This is a genomic window from Sphingomonas sp. SORGH_AS_0789, from assembly GCF_031453055.1.
Classification (GTDB): domain Bacteria; phylum Pseudomonadota; class Alphaproteobacteria; order Sphingomonadales; family Sphingomonadaceae; genus Sphingomonas.
In genome coordinates, this window is sequence record NZ_JAVIYV010000001.1 from 2,185,854 (window position 1) to 2,201,205 (window position 15,352).

The window sequence follows — 15,352 nt, forward strand, 5'->3', positions numbered from 1 at the left end:
AGGCCGTCTCATCCGTGGCAGCCCCTCACCCCGGCCCTCTCCCCAGTGGGGAGAGGGAGAAGAAGGACTAAGATGGCGTCCCTCAAGGCCCTCAAAATCCGGATCAACTCGGTCAAGTCGACCCAGAAGATCACCAAGGCGATGAAGATGGTCGCCGCCGCCAAGCTGCGCCGGGCGCAGGACGCGGCGCAGAACGGCCGTCCCTATGCCGAGCGGCTGGAAACGGTGATGGCCGGCATGGCCGCGCGCGTGGGCGGCGTCGGTGCGTCGCCGCTGCTGGCGGGCACCGGCAAGGACGATGTCCAGCTGCTGGTCGTCGCGACCTCCGAGCGTGGCCTGGCGGGTGCGTTCAACACCAACATCGTCCGCGCCGCGCGCCGCAAGGCCGAAGAGCTGACCGCGCAGGGCAAGACGGTGAAGTTCTATATCGCGGGCAAGAAGGGGCGCGTGCTGAAGCGCTTCTTCCCCAACGCGATCCTCGCCGATCACGACATGAGCGCGATCAAGGCGCCCAAGTTCGACGACGCGCGCGTCATCGCCGACGATCTGATCGCCCGCTTCGAGCGCGGCGAGTTCGACGTGGCGCACCTGTTCTATTCCAAGTTCGTCTCGGCGCTGGTGCAGGACCCGGTCGCCCAGCAGCTGATCCCGGTGCCGATGCCCGCAGCCACCAAGGCCGAAACCTCGGTCGAGGCGGTCGCCGAGTTCGAGCCGAGCGAGGAGGACATCCTCGACGCGCTGCTGCCGCGCAACGTCGCGGTGCAGATCTTCCGCGCGCTGCTGGAGAACCAGGCCGGTTTCTATGGGTCGCAGATGAACGCGATGGACAATGCCACGCGCAATGCGGGCGACATGATCCGCCGCCTGTCGATCCAGTATAACCGCACGCGTCAGGCCGCGATCACCACCGAGCTGGTCGAAATCATCTCGGGCGCCGAGGCGCTCTGATGAAGGCTGCGCTCCTTCTGGGCCTGACGGTCGCTCTGGCCGGATGCGGCCAGGCGTCCGATCAGCCGAAGGACGCACCCCGCGCGACGCCGACGCCGCTCGTGACGGGCGGCTGGGCGACCGTGTTTGGCAATGCGCCGGAGACGGTCAGCCTGCTCGACCGGATGGGCTTTCGCATGACTGGCTATGCGCCCGTCCAGGGCCAGTATCGCGCGGTCGCGCAAGCCACGCCGATGGCCGATCCGTCGGTGACGCCGGTCAACATGGCCAATCTGATCGTCGAGGGCGATGCGAAGATGCTGAAAACGCTTCGCTTCACGCTCGATCTCGTCAATCTCGACTCCAGCCCGTTCGCCAAGACCCAGTTCATCCGCTGGGTGACCAAGCCGATGGAACAGCTGGGTCTGGACGGCAAGGATGCGGTTGCGGCCGCGATCCAGACCGAAAGCGCCACCACCGGCCACCTGACCGGCGCCGATTACCATGTTACCCGTGACAAGATCGACGGTGGCCGCCGTCTGGTCGTGACCTTTACCCGCCCCGAAGCTATGTCGGGCTCTACCGAACCAAGGAAGCAATGATGGCAACCGCCGCTGAGGACATCCGGCCGACCACGGCCACCAACAATGTCGGCACGATCGCCCAGGTCATCGGCGCGGTCGTCGACGTTCACTTCCCCGATCACCTGCCCGCGATCCTGTCGGCGCTGGAGACGGACAACAACGGGACCCGCCTGGTGCTCGAAGTTGCGCAGCATCTGGGCGAGAACACCGTCCGCACGATCGCGATGGACACGACCGAGGGCCTGACCCGCGGGCAGAGCGTGACCGACACCGGCAACCAGATCCAGGTTCCCGTCGGCCCCGCGACGCTCGGCCGCATCCTGAACGTCGTCGGCGAGCCGATCGACGAGCGCGGGCCCGTCGCCACCGATCTGCGCGCGCCGATCCACGCCAAGGCGCCCGAGTTCGTCGAGCAGTCGACCGAGAGCGCGATCCTGGTCACCGGCATCAAGGTCATCGACCTGCTCGCGCCTTATGCGAAGGGCGGCAAGATCGGCCTGTTCGGTGGTGCGGGCGTCGGCAAGACGGTTCTGATTCAGGAACTGATCAACAACATCGCCAAGGGCCATGGCGGCACCTCGGTCTTCGCGGGCGTTGGTGAGCGGACCCGCGAGGGCAACGACCTGTATCACGAATTCCTCGACGCGGGCGTCATCGCCAAGGATGCCGAGGGCAACGCGATCAGCGAGGGCTCGAAGGTCGCGCTGGTTTATGGCCAGATGAACGAGCCGCCGGGCGCCCGTGCCCGCGTCGCGCTGTCGGGCCTCGCCATCGCGGAATATTTCCGCGACCAGGAAGGCCAGGACGTGCTGTTCTTCGTCGACAACATCTTCCGCTTCACCCAGGCGGGTGCGGAAGTGTCGGCGCTGCTCGGCCGTATTCCCTCGGCCGTGGGCTATCAGCCGACCCTGTCGACCGACATGGGCGCGCTGCAGGAGCGCATCACCTCGACCAACAAGGGCTCGATCACTTCGGTGCAGGCCGTGTACGTGCCCGCCGACGACTTGACCGATCCGGCGCCGGCCACCTCGTTCGCCCACCTCGACGCGACGACCGTGCTCAACCGCGCCATCTCGGAGCTGGGCATCTACCCGGCCGTCGACCCGCTCGACTCGACCAGCCGCGTGCTGGAGCCGCGCATCGTCGGTCAGGAGCATTATGAGACGGCGCGTGCGGTCCAGTCGCTGCTCCAGCGCTACAAGGCGCTGCAGGACATCATCGCGATCCTGGGCATGGACGAGCTGTCCGAAGAGGACAAGCTGACCGTCCAGCGCGCCCGCAAGATCCAGCGCTTCCTGTCGCAGCCCTTCCACGTCGCGGAAGTCTTCACCGGCATCTCGGGCAAGTTCGTCCAGATCGAAGACACGATCCGTTCGTTCAAGGCGGTGGTCGACGGCGAGTACGACCATCTGCCGGAAGCGGCCTTCTACATGGTCGGCGGCATCGACGAAGCCGTCGCCAAGGCCGAGAAGCTGGCTCAGGAAGCCTGATGACAGGGGGGACGGCCCGGTCCGTCCCCCTCTTTCCTCTCCCCGGCGGGGAGAGCGATGCGAGATACTAGACCATGCTGCACTTCGAACTCGTCACGCCCGAAAAGCTCCTCCGCTCGGAGGAGGTGCATATGGTGGTCGTTCCCGGCACCGAGGGCGATTTCGGCGTGCTGGAGGGCCATGCGCCCTTTATGTCGACCATCCGCGACGGCGCGATCCAGGTGTACCGCACCGACAAGGGCGAGCCGGAATCGATCCAGATCCGCGGCGGCTTCGCCGAGGTGGGGCCCAAGGGCCTGACCGTGCTGGCGGAGCATGCGGGGTAAGGCTTTTTCCCTACCGGGGTTTTGAAACGGTCGTGGCGGAAGCTGCGGCCGTTTTCGTTTGTGGTGAGGGGCAGGGCGTGGCCTTCGACTTCGCTCAGGCTGAACGGCGGTTGGGAATGGCCGCCTTACCCCCCGCTCCGTTCAGCCTGAGCGAAGTCGAAGGCCAAGGGAAACCACCTCCACAGACCGTAAGCCCCTCCCGCAGGCGGGAGGGGTTTGGGGAGGGCATGGGTTCTCGCAGAGACCATCGCTCGCGGCTTTCCCTCCCCCATCCCCTCCCGCCTGCGGGAGGGGCGTGCCTGGGGCGGACGACCTGCTCGCCCCCAGAGCGCTCACAAAAAGCTGTACGGGTCCACATCCACCGCGACGCGCACCTTGGCGGACCATTCCACCCCGCCCAGCCATTCGCGGATCACATCCTGCACCGCCAGCGCCCGCCGGGCATGGACCAGCAAGCGGAACCGATGCCGCCCGCGCAGCATCGCCAGCGGGGCGGGGGCGGGGCCGAAGACGTGCATGCCCTCGACCTTGGGGGCGGCGCGGGCGATCATGGCGGCGGTCGACTGGGCCGCGCCCTGATCCTCGGACGAGATGATGATCGCGGCATAGCGGCCGAAGGGCGGGGCATCGGCATCGCGCCGCGCCTCGGTTTCCGCCGCGTAAAAGGCTTCGGCATCGCCCGTTACCAGCGCCTGCATCACCTGGGCCTTGGGGCTGTGCGTCTGGATGAAGACATGGCCCGGCTTGGCGCCGCGTCCCGCGCGACCCGATACCTGGCGGATCTGCTGGAAGGTGCGTTCCGCCGCGCGCAGGTCGCCGCCGTCCAGCCCCAGATCGGCGTCGATCACCCCCACCAGGGTCAGATTGGGGAAGTGATAGCCCTTGGTAATCAACTGCGTGCCGACGACGATGTCGATATCGCCCGCCTCCATCCGCCCGACAAACTCCGCCGCCTTGGCGGGGGACCAGATGGTGTCGGAGGTGACGACCGCGATCTTGGCCTCGGGGAACAGCGCGGTCGCCTCGTCCGCGATCCGCTCGACGCCGGGGCCGCAGGCGACCAGCGAATCCTCGCCGCCGCATTCGGGACAGGCGCGGGGAGTGGGCATGACATGGCCGCAATGATGGCAGGCGAGTCGCCGGACCAGCCGGTGCTCGACCATCCAGGCGGTGCAGTTGGGGCACTGGAACCGATGCCCGCAGGTTCGGCACAGGGTCAGCGGGGCATAGCCGCGCCGGTTGAGATAGAGCAGCGACTGTTCGCGCTTTTCCAGCACCTGCTTCATCGCGGCGACCAACTTGGGCGCGATCCAGCGGCCGCGCTCGGGCGGGTCCTGGATCAGGTCGATCGCCTCGATCGTCGGCATCTGCGCTGGGCCGAAGCGGCCGGGTAGCTTGACCTCGGTATAGCGGCCCAGCGCGACCTGTTGCCGGGTCTCGATGGCGGGGGTGGCGGAGGCGAGGATGACCGGGCACGGCTCGAACAGGCCGCGCATCACCGCCACGTCGCGGGCGTGATAATGGACGCCGTCTTCCTGCTTGAAGCTGGTCTCATGCGCCTCGTCGACGACGATCAGGCCGAGATTGGCATAGGGCAGGAACAGCGCCGAGCGCGCGCCCACCGTCACCATCCCCTGGCCGCTGGCGATCGCCCGCCAGGCGCGCCGACGCTGCGAGGAGCGCAGGCCGGAGTGCCACGCCACCGGCTCGCAGCCGAAGCGGTCGTGGAAACGCTTGAGGAACGGCTCGGTCAGCGCGATTTCGGGCAGGAGGACCAGCACCTGCCGTCCCTCGGCCACCGCCTGCGCGACCGCCTCGAAATAGACCTCGGTCTTGCCCGATCCCGTGACGCCGTCGAGCAGCACCGGCTGGAAGCTCCGCGCCGCCACGCCCGCGACCAATATGTCCGCCGCCGCGCGCTGGTCGTCGGACAGGGTCGGGCGGTGATGATCGGGATCGGGAAGGGGGAAGGGGCTGTCGATATCGACCTCCACCCCCTCGATCGCGCCGTTCTTGACGAGGCCCCGGATCACCGCGTCGGACACGTCCGCCATCGTCGCCAGTTCCCGGATCAGGCCCTGTCGGTCGCCGATCCGCTCCAGCGCCTGCGCGCGCTGCGGGGTCAGGCGGTCGGGGACATGGCCGGTGACGCGATATTCGGTGACGGTCCGCGCCCCCTCCAGCGCGGAGGTGGAGGACAGCGCCATCCGCACCACCGCGGCGGGTGGGGCGAGATAATAATCCGCCGTCCATTCGATCAACCGGCGCAACGGCGTCGGCAATGGCGGGGCATCGGCCACGCCGAGCAGCGGACGCAGGCGATTGTCGCCGACTTCGGCGTCCGAGGGCATCCGCTCGGGCTCCCACACCACGCCCAGCAGCTGGCGGGGCCCGAGCGGCGCGATGACGATCGATCCCGGCTCGACCGCCATGCCCTGGGGAACGCGGTAATCGAGCGGGCCGAGGGCGGAATTCAGGACGAGGACGCGGGCGCGCGAGGACATGGACCCGCTATATGGGGTTGGCCGGGCCCGAGGAAAGGGCCGAGCGCGTCAGCCCGCCTGTCGCCGATCGTCCTGCCGCCGATCCCCCTGGCGCCGGTCGTTCTGCCGCCTGTCGCCGCGCCGCCGTTCGCCGACCCGCTCGCGCTTGGCGCCGTACAGGCGGCTGTCGGCGTGATGCATGAAATCGCGCGTCGTCGCGCATCCTGGCGGCAGCGTCGTGAGGCAGACCGTGCCCGAACAATGCATGGTCAGGCCCTCGGCGGTGACGGCGATGATCAGCAGCGCCTCGATCCGCGTCCGGATCCGCTCGGGATCGGCGAGGAGCGCGGGGTCCTGGACGATCACGCCGAATTCGTCACCGCCCAGCCGCGCGACGAAACAGCCGTCCAGCCAGTCGCTGCGCAGCCGCTGGCCGACGACGCGCAGGACCTCGTCCCCGGCGGGGTGGCCGAGCGTGTCGTTGACGAGCTTGAACCCGTCGAGATCGATCAGCACCAGCCCGAGCGGCGTGTCGTTCGCCGACGCCTCGGCGATCGCGGTTTCCAGCGCGCGGTCGAACGCGGCGCGGTTGGCCAGCAGGGTCAGCGCATCGGTATCGGCGTTGCGGCGAAGCTGGGTCTCCAGCACGTGCCGCTCGGTCACGTCCTGGAACATGCCCACCACCCCGCTCGGGCGACCGCCCAGCATCTCGCGCTCGCCCATCACGCGGACCCGGCGACGCCGCCCCAGCGCGGTGATGAAGTCCAGTTCGATGTCGAACGACTCGCCGGTCCGAATGGTCTGCTCGATGGTCGAGCGCAGCTGATCGCGCGACTGGGGCGGGTAATAGGACAGGCCCTGTTCGACCGTGAACGTCTTGCCCGGCGGCAGTTCGTGGATTCGGTACACCCCCTCGGACCAGGTGGCGTGTCCGTCCGCCAGATCGATCCGCCACGATCCGATCAACGCCAGCCGCTCGACCTGGCGCACGGTATGTTCCTTGGCGCGCAGGTCCTCGGCCTGACGATCGCTCAACTCGGCCATGGCGGTGGCGCGGCGGGCGATGGCGCGCGCGGCGATCAACGCCTCGGCCAGCCTGGCGAGATGGCGCAGCGTCCGCTCCCCCGCCGCGCTCAGCGAGCGAGGGCTGGCGTCCATGACGCAGAGCGAACCGATCGCCTGGGGCGTGCCGTCCAGGTCGGGAACGCGGATCGGCATCCCCGCATAGAAACGGGTCGCCGCCTCGCCGGTGACGAAGGGATTGGCCGCGAAGCGCGGATCGCGCGTCAGGTCGGGCACCATCATCAGGTCGGCGGCCTCGATCGTGTGGTCGCAAAAGGCGACCTTGCGCGGCATCTCGCTGGGCAGCGGGCCGACCGCCGACTTGATCCAGAAACGGTCGCGATCCGCCAGGGTCAGCGCCGCGACCGGACAGCCGAGCATATCGGCGGCCAGCGAGACCAGCGCATCGAACTCGGCCTCCGGCTCGCTGTCGAGCAGCGCATGAGCCTGGACGGCGGCCATGCGGCGCTCTTCGCGGGAGGGCATGGGCAGGGGATCGACCTTCATGACAGACATTCATAAAAGCAAGTCTTGTCAAAATCTTAAAAATAGATCGGGAAGCGGAGCCTTTATTTGCTCCGAAGCCGTGGGCATCGCCGGGCGGGACGCCGGCGGGCCGGGCGCAGGATGACGTATTTTTCACGTTATGGTCACCCCGGGGTATCCCGTCAGCCTGTAGCCCTGCGGTCACAGAGTTCGAAGAGCTCGGCGCCCGACACTCCCGGGGGTGCCGTCGGGGCCGGCGGAGAGCGCGCTTTCCGCCGGCCTTTCACTGGCATCGCTTATCCGGGCGGCGCGATCGACCGGCGACGGTCGTCCTTGTCGCGGCACCGATCCTGATTGACAGAAAGTCGTCCGATGCCGGAGCAGACGAGCCGATGAGTCGCAAAATCCTGATCGTCGAAGACGATGCTTCCACCGCCGCCTATGTCGCCAAGGGACTGGCCGAGGCGGGCTATGCCGTCGAACAATGCGGGGACGGGCGCGACGGCCTGTTCCTGGCGAGCGAGGGCATATTCGACCTGATCATCGCCGACCGGATGCTGCCCCGCCTGGACGGGCTGGCGATGGTCAGCGCGATCCGCGCGGCGGGAATCTCGACGCCGGTGCTGATCCTGTCGGCGCTCGCCACGGTCGACGACCGGGTCGACGGGCTGAAGGCCGGGGCCGATGACTATCTGTGCAAGCCCTTCTCCTTCGCCGAGCTGTCGGCGCGGATCGAGGCGCTGGTCCGCCGGTCGGACCGCACCGCGTCCGAGCCGACGCGCACCAAGCTGAGCGTCGGCGACCTGGAGATCGACCTGCTGGCGCGCACCGTCACCCGCGCGGGCAAGATCATCCCGGTCGGCGCGCGCGAGTTCAACCTCCTCGAATTCCTCGCCCGCCATGCCGGGCAGGTCGTCACCCGCACGATGATGCTGGAGAAGATCTGGAACTATCATTTCGACCCCGGCTCCAACGTGGTCGACGTCCATATCGGGCGGCTGCGGCGCAAGCTGGAGGAAGGCTTCGGCACCCCGATCCTGCATACGGTGCGCGGCGCGGGCTATCGGCTGGCCGTGGAGGGGTGAAGCTGCGCCTGACGATATCGGCGCGGATCGCGCTGCTGTCGGTCGTCCTGGCGCTGTTGTCCAACCTCGTGCTGGTCGGTTTCATCTGGAAACAGACCAGCGCCGATGCGGTCGCCGCGCTCCATCGCGAGATCGTCGAGCAGGCGGATGCGCTTCGTGCCGTCTGGCGGACGGGTGCGCTCCCAGCGCTGGCCGATGCGATCACCCATGCGCGCGAGCCGGGCGACGTCACGCTGGTCCTGGCCATCTACGACAGCCGGGGGCACCGGATGGCGGGCTATGCGCCGCGCCATCTGGCGGTGCCGCTGGCGGATACGCCGTTCCGCATCGCCATGCTGGGGGGCGAGGGCGTCTGGGCCTCGCGCGAGGCGGGTTATACGCTGCATCCGATCGGCGACGACTGGTTGCTGGTCGGGCGTCCGCTCGACCTGATCGAGGCGCAGCAGATCGCGATCGAGCGGGCGCTGGCGCTGGCGGTCTTCCTGTCGCTGATGCTGGGGGTCGGCACCGGGCTGGTGCTGGCGCATTATGTCGCGGGGCGGCTCAACACCATCGTCGCGGTGATCGACGCGGCGGGCGAGGGCGACCTGACCCGGCGCGTGTCGCTGGTCCGCGCCGACAGCGACGAGGGCGACGCCTTCGACCGGCTGGCCGAGCGGTTGAACGCGATGCTGGGCAAGATCGAGCAGCTGATGGCCGAGCTGCGCGTCGTCACCGACAGCCTGGCGCATGATCTCCGCTCGCCGCTCGCCCGGTTGCGGACCAAGACCGAGCAGGCGGTGCTGATCGCCGATCCGCACCAGCGCGAGGCGGCGCTTGGCGGGTTGCTGGTCGAAACCGATCTCATCATGCGCATGCTGACCATGGTGATCGAGATCAGCCGGTCCGAATCGGTGACGCGCGACCGGTTCACGCTGGTCGCCCCCGCCGATCTGGTCGAGGAGATTGGCGAGCTCTATGCGCCGGTCGCCGAGGATGCCGGACTGCGCTTCCTGATCGAGGTCGAGGATCGCCCCGCGCCTTTGCCGTTGCACCGTGAATTGATGAGCCAGGCCCTGTCCAACCTGATCGACAATGCGCTGAAACATGGCGCATCGGGGGCACAGGTCACGCTGCGCCTGTCGCGCGGGCTGGAGGGGATCGTCTTTCAGGTCGAGGATCGCGGGCCGGGCATCGCCGCGGCGGACCGGGCGCAGGCGCTGAAGCGATTCGGGCGGCTCGATACCGCACGCACCACGCCGGGGGCGGGGCTGGGCATGGCGCTGATCGAGGCGGTCGCCCGGCTGCATGGCGGGCGGTTTGAGCTGGCGGACAATGCGCCGGGGCTGATTGCGCGGCTGGTGATTCCGTAACGACGCTTTTCTCCCCTTTCAGGGGAGGCATTGCAGGCACTTGCCCGCTGGCCTCAGCGCTTTACATCCCGCGGCATGGACTCTCTTTCCTTCTTCGGCCTTGCCGCCGTCTCCTTCACCTTGGTCTGCTATGCGAAGGAATCGGGCGCGCATTGGTGGACGCTGGGCTTCGTGTTGGGATGCCTGGCGGGGTCGGCCTATGGCTTTTTGCAGGGGGCCTGGCCGTTCGGCGTGGTCGAGCTGGTCTGGGCCGTCGTGTCCTTTCGCCGATGGTTGGAATTGCGACGGATTCGGGAACCGATCGCTTGACAGTGGGTTTCGCGGGCCCTAACTGACCATCCTTCCACCACCCCCGGTTTCACGACGCGCGATCTGCGTGCGTCGCGCTTCCGCGTGGCGGAACCATCGCGATGAGATGGAGCATGTGCGGCCATGCCATGCTTCGTGGAGCTAGGAGAATAAATTTCATGGCACGTATTGCGGGTGTCAACCTCCCGACCAACAAGCGCGTATTGATCGCGCTGACCTATATCCATGGCATCGGTCCGGCCAAGGCGAAGGAAATCACCGCCAAGCTGAACATCGCCGCCGACCGTCGCGTCCAGGACCTTTCGGACCAGGAAGTGCTCCAGATCCGTGAGACGATCGACTCCGATCACACCGTGGAAGGCGATCTGCGTCGCGAGACCGCGATGAACATCAAGCGCCTGATGGACCTGGCCTGCTATCGCGGCCTGCGTCACCGCAAGGGCCTGCCAGTCCGCGGCCAGCGCACGCACACCAACGCGCGCACCCGCAAGGGCAAGGCGAAGCCGATCGCGGGCAAGAAGAAGTAATTCGTCCGGGGGACGAATTACTCCGCCGGAGGCAGGCTTGTGGCTGACCGCCCGCCGCTCTCCGCATCAGGATATCAGGTCAGGATTATCATCTAATGGCACGTGAACCGCAGCGCATTCGCCGTCGCGAGCGCAAGAACATCACCGCCGGCGTCGCGCACGTGAACGCCAGCTTCAACAACACCATGATCACCATCACCGACGCGCAGGGCAATGCCATTTCGTGGTCGTCGGCGGGCATGATGGGCTTCAAGGGCTCGCGCAAGTCGACCCCGTATGCGGCGCAGGTCGCGGCGGAAGACGCGGGCAAGAAGGCCGCCGAGCATGGCGTGCGCACCCTGGAAGTCGAAGTGAAGGGCCCCGGTTCGGGCCGCGAGTCGGCGCTGCGCGCGCTGCAGGCGGTCGGTTTCCAGATCACCTCGATCCGCGACGTCACCTCGATCCCGCACAACGGCGTGCGGCCTTCCAAGCGTCGCCGCGTCTGATGCTTCCCATGGCCGGCTGACGAGTCGGCCATGCCTCTCTCCACGGCTGGAACCGTCCCCGTTCCGGCCCATAACTCAGGGGAACCACGTGTCTGTCAACGCAAAGAACTGGCAGGAACTCAAGAAGCCCAACGCGCTCGAGAAAAAGGGTGGCGATGGCAAGCGGAAGGCGACGTTCGTTGCCGAACCGCTGGAGCGTGGCTTCGGCCTGACGCTGGGCAACGCGCTGCGCCGCGTGCTCCTGTCGTCGCTCCAGGGCGCGGCGGTCACCTCGATCAAGATCGAAAACGTGCTGCACGAGTTCTCGTCGCTGGCCGGTGTGCGTGAAGACGTCACCGACATCGTCCTGAACGTGAAGCAGCTCGCGATCCGCATGCAGGGCGAAGGCCCCAAGCGGCTCCAGCTGTCCGCGACCGGCCCCGCCACCGTCAAGGCCGGCGACATCGCCGTATCGGGCGATATCGAGGTCATGAACAAGGACCTGGTGATCTGCCATCTCGACGAAGGTGCGACGCTCAACATGGAGCTGACCGCCGATATCGGGAAGGGCTATGTCCCCGCCGCGTCCAACCGTCCGGCCGATGCGCCGATCGGTCTGATCCCGGTCGATGCGCTCTACTCGCCGGTTCGCCAGGTGTCGTACAAGGTCGACCCGACCCGCGTCGGTCAGGACCTGGACTATGACAAGCTGACGCTCTCGGTCGAGACCGACGGCACCGTGACCCCGGAAGACGCCGTGGCCTATGCCGCGCGCATCCTTCAGGACCAGCTGGCGCTGTTCGTGCACTTCGACGACTCGGCGCTCACCCGCGCGGCCCCCGTGGGCCAGGCGGCGCTCCCGGTCGCCGGTGGCGAGCCGCAGAGCGACGCGCAGCAGATCAACCGTTACCTTCTCAAGAAGGTCGACGAGCTGGAACTGTCGGTGCGTTCGGCGAACTGCCTCAAGAACGACAACATCATCTATATCGGCGATCTGGTCGGCAAGACCGAAGCCGAGATGCTGCGCACTCCGAATTTCGGCCGCAAGTCGCTGAACGAGATCAAGGAAGTGCTGTCGTCCATGGGTCTGCGCCTGGGCATGGAAATCCCCGGCTGGCCGCCCGAGAATATCGAGGAAATGGCCAAGAAGCTGGAACAGGAGATCATGGGCTGAGCCGCACGCGGATAGCATCGCTATCCGCGAGACGGCGAAAGTCCGGCCGGCGGGTCGCCCACGGGCGACCCGTTCGACGTCAGGATCGCGGCTTCGCCGTGATTCGGTCGGGCCGCTCCACCAGCTTCGCTGGCCCCCTCCCCAGGCCAGCTTGGGGAGGATTGGAATAGGCGAAGGTGACGGCCTCAACGGTCACCAGGTCTGGGGTACCGTGACACGGCCCCTTAACGAACGAAGGAACTACCCATGCGTCATCGCGTCGGCGGCCGTAAGCTGCAGCGTACCTCGGCTCATCGTACCGCGCTCTTCCGCAACATGTCGGCCGCGCTCATCAAGCACGAGCAGATCACCACCACCGTCGCCAAGGCGAAGGAACTGCGTCCCTATGTCGAAAAGCTGGTGACGCTGGCCAAGAAGGGCGGTCTCTCGAACCGTCGTCTGGCCCATGCCCGCCTGCTCGACGACGCGCAGCTGGTGAAGCTGTTCGACGTTCTGGCGTCGCGCTATGCGGACCGCAACGGTGGCTATACCCGCATCATCAAGGCCGGCATCCGCGCGTCGGACGCCTCGCCGATGGCGATCATCGAGTTCGTCGACCGCGACGTCTCGGCGAAGGGCCAGGATTCGGGTCCGGTCATGACCGAGGAAGATTTCGACGAAGCCGCGTAATTTCCGCGCGTCTTTCGAGACACCTTCGAGAGAGGGCCGTGCCAGCGATGGCGCGGCCCTTTTTCGTATCCGCCGTTTCAAGCATGTTCAGCCAGGCGAAAGCCGGGATGTATAACGTTACGGGCGCGAATCGAGGGAGGCTGGGAATGCGTTTCATGGCGGTCGGGTGGATTCTGGCGGGTCTGGCGCTTCCCCTGCCGCTCGCGGCGCAGAACGGGGCGTCTTCGCCCACCACGTCGCCGCAGGTCGTGCCGGTCGCGCCGTTCATTCCCACCGATCGCGAACGGCAATGGCAGACCCCGCAACAGCGCAAGCAGGCGGACGCCATCGCCGGGGGCTTCGTCGCGGGCGCGCTGCTCACGACGGCGGTAGCGCTGACCGCGGGCAAGAATCTGACGCCCCATAGCGATTCGGGTGCGATCGATGTCTCCCGTCCGGTTCGTGCCGCCGAGGCGCCATCTCCCTATCGCGCGGAAACCGACGACGAGGCGGCGGTCCATGCCTGCGCCCAGGCGGCGGAAGGCGAGGGGCGGCGCAGCTTCGCGCTGGCGCAGGTCGGGCAGGTCCGCTCGGCCCATCCGCTGGGCAATGGTTATGACGTGCAGGGCGATGTGTTGCTGCGCACCAGTTACCGCGAGGCGGGCGAGAGCCGCGCCTTCCGCTGCCGCGTCGATGCGCAAGCGGTGCGGATGATCGCGATCGACGGGATTCAAACCCTCCCGACCCGGTAGCATTTTCCAGAAGACATCGCTATCGGACCGCCATGGAGCACCCCGACAGCATCCTCATCGTCGATTTCGGCAGCCAGGTCACCCAGCTCATCGCGCGCCGCGTGCGCGAGGCGGGGGTCTATAGCGAGATCGTTCCCTTCCAATCGGCCGAAGCGGCGTTCGCGCGGATCAAGCCCGCCGCGGTCATCCTGTCCGGCGGCCCGGCCTCCGTGGTGGACGAGAATTCCCCGCGCATCCCGCAGGCGATCCTCGACAGCGGCCTGCCGATGCTCGGCATCTGCTATGGCCAGCAGGCGCTGACCCAGCAGCTGGGCGGCAAGGTCGAGAAGGGCGACAGCGGCGAGTTCGGCGAGGCGTTCATCACCGTCGAGGGCGATTGCGCGCTGTTCGACGGCGTCTGGAACACCGGCGAGCGGCACCAGGTGTGGATGAGCCATGGCGACAAGGTCACGGCTTTGGCGCCGGGCTTCCGCGTCGTCGCGACCAGCCCCGGCGCGCCCTATGCGATCATCGCCAATGACGAGCGCCGCATCTTCGCGATGCAGTTCCACCCCGAAGTCGTCCACACCCCCGACGGCGCCAAGCTGATCGGCAATTTCGTCCGTCACGTAGCCGGGCTTTCGGGCGACTGGACGATGGCCGAGTTCCGCGCCTCCAAGATCGCCGAGATCCGCGAGCAGGTCGGCAGCGGCCGGGTGATCTGCGGTCTGTCGGGCGGGGTCGACTCGTCGGTCGCCGCGCTGCTGATCCACGAGGCGATCGGCGACCAGCTGACCTGCGTCTTCGTCGATGGCGGCATCCTGCGCCAGGGCGAGGCCGAGCAGGTCGTCAGCCTGTTCCGGGGCCATTACAACATCCCGCTCGTCCATGTGGATGCGCAGGACCTGTTCATGAACGGCCTGGCGGGCGTCACCGACCCCGAGGCCAAGCGCAAGTTCATCGGCAAGACCTTCATCGACGTGTTCGAGGCGGAGGCCAAGAAGATCGGCGGCGCCGAATTCCTCGCGCAGGGCACGCTCTACCCCGACGTGATCGAGAGCGTCAGCTTCACCGGCGGCCCGTCGGTCACGATCAAGAGCCACCACAATGTCGGCGGCTTGCCTGAGCGCATGAACATGAAGCTGGTCGAGCCGCTTCGCGAACTGTTCAAGGACGAGGTCCGCGTGCTGGGTCGCGAACTGGGGCTGCCCGACGTGTTCGTCGGCCGCCACCCGTTCCCCGGACCGGGCCTCGCCATCCGCATCCCCGGCGAGGTGACGCGCGAGCGTTGCGACATCCTGCGCAAGGCGGATGCGATCTATCTCGAGGAAATCCGCAACGCCGGGCTGTACGACGCCATCTGGCAGGCCTTTGCGGTCCTGCTGCCGGTGCGGTCGGTCGGCGTGATGGGCGACGGGCGGACCTACGACTCGGTGCTGGCGCTGCGTGCGGTGACCTCGGTCGACGGCATGACCGCGCAGGCCTTCGACTTCCCCGGCGACTTCCTGCCGCGCGTGACGACCCGGATCATCAACGAGGTCAAGGGCATCAACCGCGTCGTCTATGACTATACCAGCAAGCCGCCTGGCACGATCGAGTGGGAGTGACACGGCCCCGCGACCCTGCCGGACAGGGTCGCGGCAATGCCGACTGACATGTCATGCAGCGCCTCGGCGAAAGCCGGGGCGTTTTGTTGTCTGCCAT

The 15,352-nt window shown here is 67.4% G+C and carries 15 protein-coding genes; 13 read left to right on the plus strand and 2 right to left on the minus strand.

Going from position 1 to position 15,352, the window contains the following annotated elements; translation table 11 throughout:
* Positions 1–72: 72 nt before the first annotated feature.
* From QE360_RS10095 to QE360_RS10110, 4 genes are all read left to right on the plus strand, one after another.
* Positions 73–948 (plus strand): F0F1 ATP synthase subunit gamma, encoded by an 876-nt coding sequence (locus tag QE360_RS10095; RefSeq protein WP_261269889.1) that lies wholly within the window; start codon positions 73–75, stop codon positions 946–948.
* Positions 948–1,529 carry a hypothetical protein gene (locus QE360_RS10100; protein WP_309701245.1) on the plus strand — a complete coding sequence of 194 codons (582 nt, stop codon included), beginning with the start codon at positions 948–950 and terminating at the stop codon, positions 1,527–1,529. Before QE360_RS10095 ends, QE360_RS10100 begins: the two co-directional genes overlap by 1 nt.
* Positions 1,529–3,001 carry a F0F1 ATP synthase subunit beta gene (atpD, locus tag QE360_RS10105; protein ID WP_307100383.1) on the plus strand — a complete coding sequence of 491 codons (1,473 nt, stop codon included), beginning with the start codon at positions 1,529–1,531 and terminating at the stop codon, positions 2,999–3,001. The genes QE360_RS10100 and atpD overlap by 1 nt, the downstream gene beginning before the upstream one ends.
* Positions 3,002–3,075: 74 nt before the next feature.
* On the plus strand, positions 3,076–3,327 hold the full coding sequence (locus tag QE360_RS10110) for an ATP synthase F1 subunit epsilon (RefSeq protein WP_007405041.1): 252 nt from the start codon (positions 3,076–3,078) through the stop codon (positions 3,325–3,327).
* A 332-nt stretch (positions 3,328–3,659) separates the two neighbouring features.
* Here the strand turns inward: QE360_RS10110 and QE360_RS10115 are convergent, their stop codons facing one another.
* Both QE360_RS10115 and QE360_RS10120 read right to left on the minus strand, forming a co-directional pair.
* Positions 3,660–5,831, minus strand: coding sequence for a primosomal protein N' (locus QE360_RS10115; protein WP_309701246.1), 2,172 nt, complete (start codon positions 5,829–5,831; stop codon positions 3,660–3,662).
* A gap of 48 nt (positions 5,832–5,879) precedes the next feature.
* On the minus strand, positions 5,880–7,379 hold the full coding sequence (locus tag QE360_RS10120) for a sensor domain-containing diguanylate cyclase (RefSeq protein ID WP_309701248.1): 1,500 nt from the start codon (positions 7,377–7,379) through the stop codon (positions 5,880–5,882).
* 371 nt (positions 7,380–7,750) lie between these two features.
* Here QE360_RS10120 and QE360_RS10125 point away from each other — a divergent pair, with 371 nt between their 5' ends.
* The 9 genes from QE360_RS10125 (at position 7,751) to guaA (ending at position 15,255) form a co-directional block, all read left to right on the plus strand.
* Positions 7,751–8,443, plus strand: a complete 693-nt coding sequence (locus QE360_RS10125; RefSeq protein ID WP_307100376.1) for a response regulator transcription factor — start codon at positions 7,751–7,753, stop codon at positions 8,441–8,443.
* Positions 8,440–9,795: a HAMP domain-containing sensor histidine kinase gene (locus QE360_RS10130; protein ID WP_309701250.1), complete on the plus strand. Its 1,356-nt coding sequence runs from the start codon at positions 8,440–8,442 to the stop codon at positions 9,793–9,795. Before QE360_RS10125 ends, QE360_RS10130 begins: the two co-directional genes overlap by 4 nt.
* 75 nt (positions 9,796–9,870) lie before the next feature.
* Positions 9,871–10,104 carry a hypothetical protein gene (locus QE360_RS10135; RefSeq protein ID WP_309701252.1) on the plus strand — a complete coding sequence of 78 codons (234 nt, stop codon included), beginning with the start codon at positions 9,871–9,873 and terminating at the stop codon, positions 10,102–10,104.
* Between the two features lie 158 nt (positions 10,105–10,262).
* On the plus strand, positions 10,263–10,631 hold the full coding sequence (gene rpsM, locus QE360_RS10140) for a 30S ribosomal protein S13 (RefSeq protein ID WP_307100371.1): 369 nt from the start codon (positions 10,263–10,265) through the stop codon (positions 10,629–10,631).
* A gap of 95 nt (positions 10,632–10,726) precedes the next feature.
* Positions 10,727–11,116: a 30S ribosomal protein S11 gene (gene rpsK, locus QE360_RS10145; protein WP_007405180.1), complete on the plus strand. Its 390-nt coding sequence runs from the start codon at positions 10,727–10,729 to the stop codon at positions 11,114–11,116.
* Positions 11,117–11,204: 88 nt separating this feature from the next.
* Positions 11,205–12,269: a DNA-directed RNA polymerase subunit alpha gene (locus QE360_RS10150; protein ID WP_307100369.1), complete on the plus strand. Its 1,065-nt coding sequence runs from the start codon at positions 11,205–11,207 to the stop codon at positions 12,267–12,269.
* A gap of 246 nt (positions 12,270–12,515) precedes the next feature.
* The gene (gene rplQ, locus QE360_RS10155) at positions 12,516–12,938 is read left to right on the plus strand and encodes a 50S ribosomal protein L17 (protein ID WP_307100367.1); all 423 of its coding nucleotides are present in this window, start codon (positions 12,516–12,518) and stop codon (positions 12,936–12,938) included.
* 146 nt (positions 12,939–13,084) lie between these two features.
* Positions 13,085–13,669 (plus strand): hypothetical protein, encoded by a 585-nt coding sequence (locus QE360_RS10160; RefSeq protein ID WP_309701254.1) that lies wholly within the window; start codon positions 13,085–13,087, stop codon positions 13,667–13,669.
* Between the two features lie 32 nt (positions 13,670–13,701).
* Positions 13,702–15,255, plus strand: coding sequence for a glutamine-hydrolyzing GMP synthase (gene guaA, locus QE360_RS10165; protein ID WP_307100363.1), 1,554 nt, complete (start codon positions 13,702–13,704; stop codon positions 15,253–15,255).
* Positions 15,256–15,352 lie beyond the last annotated feature (97 nt).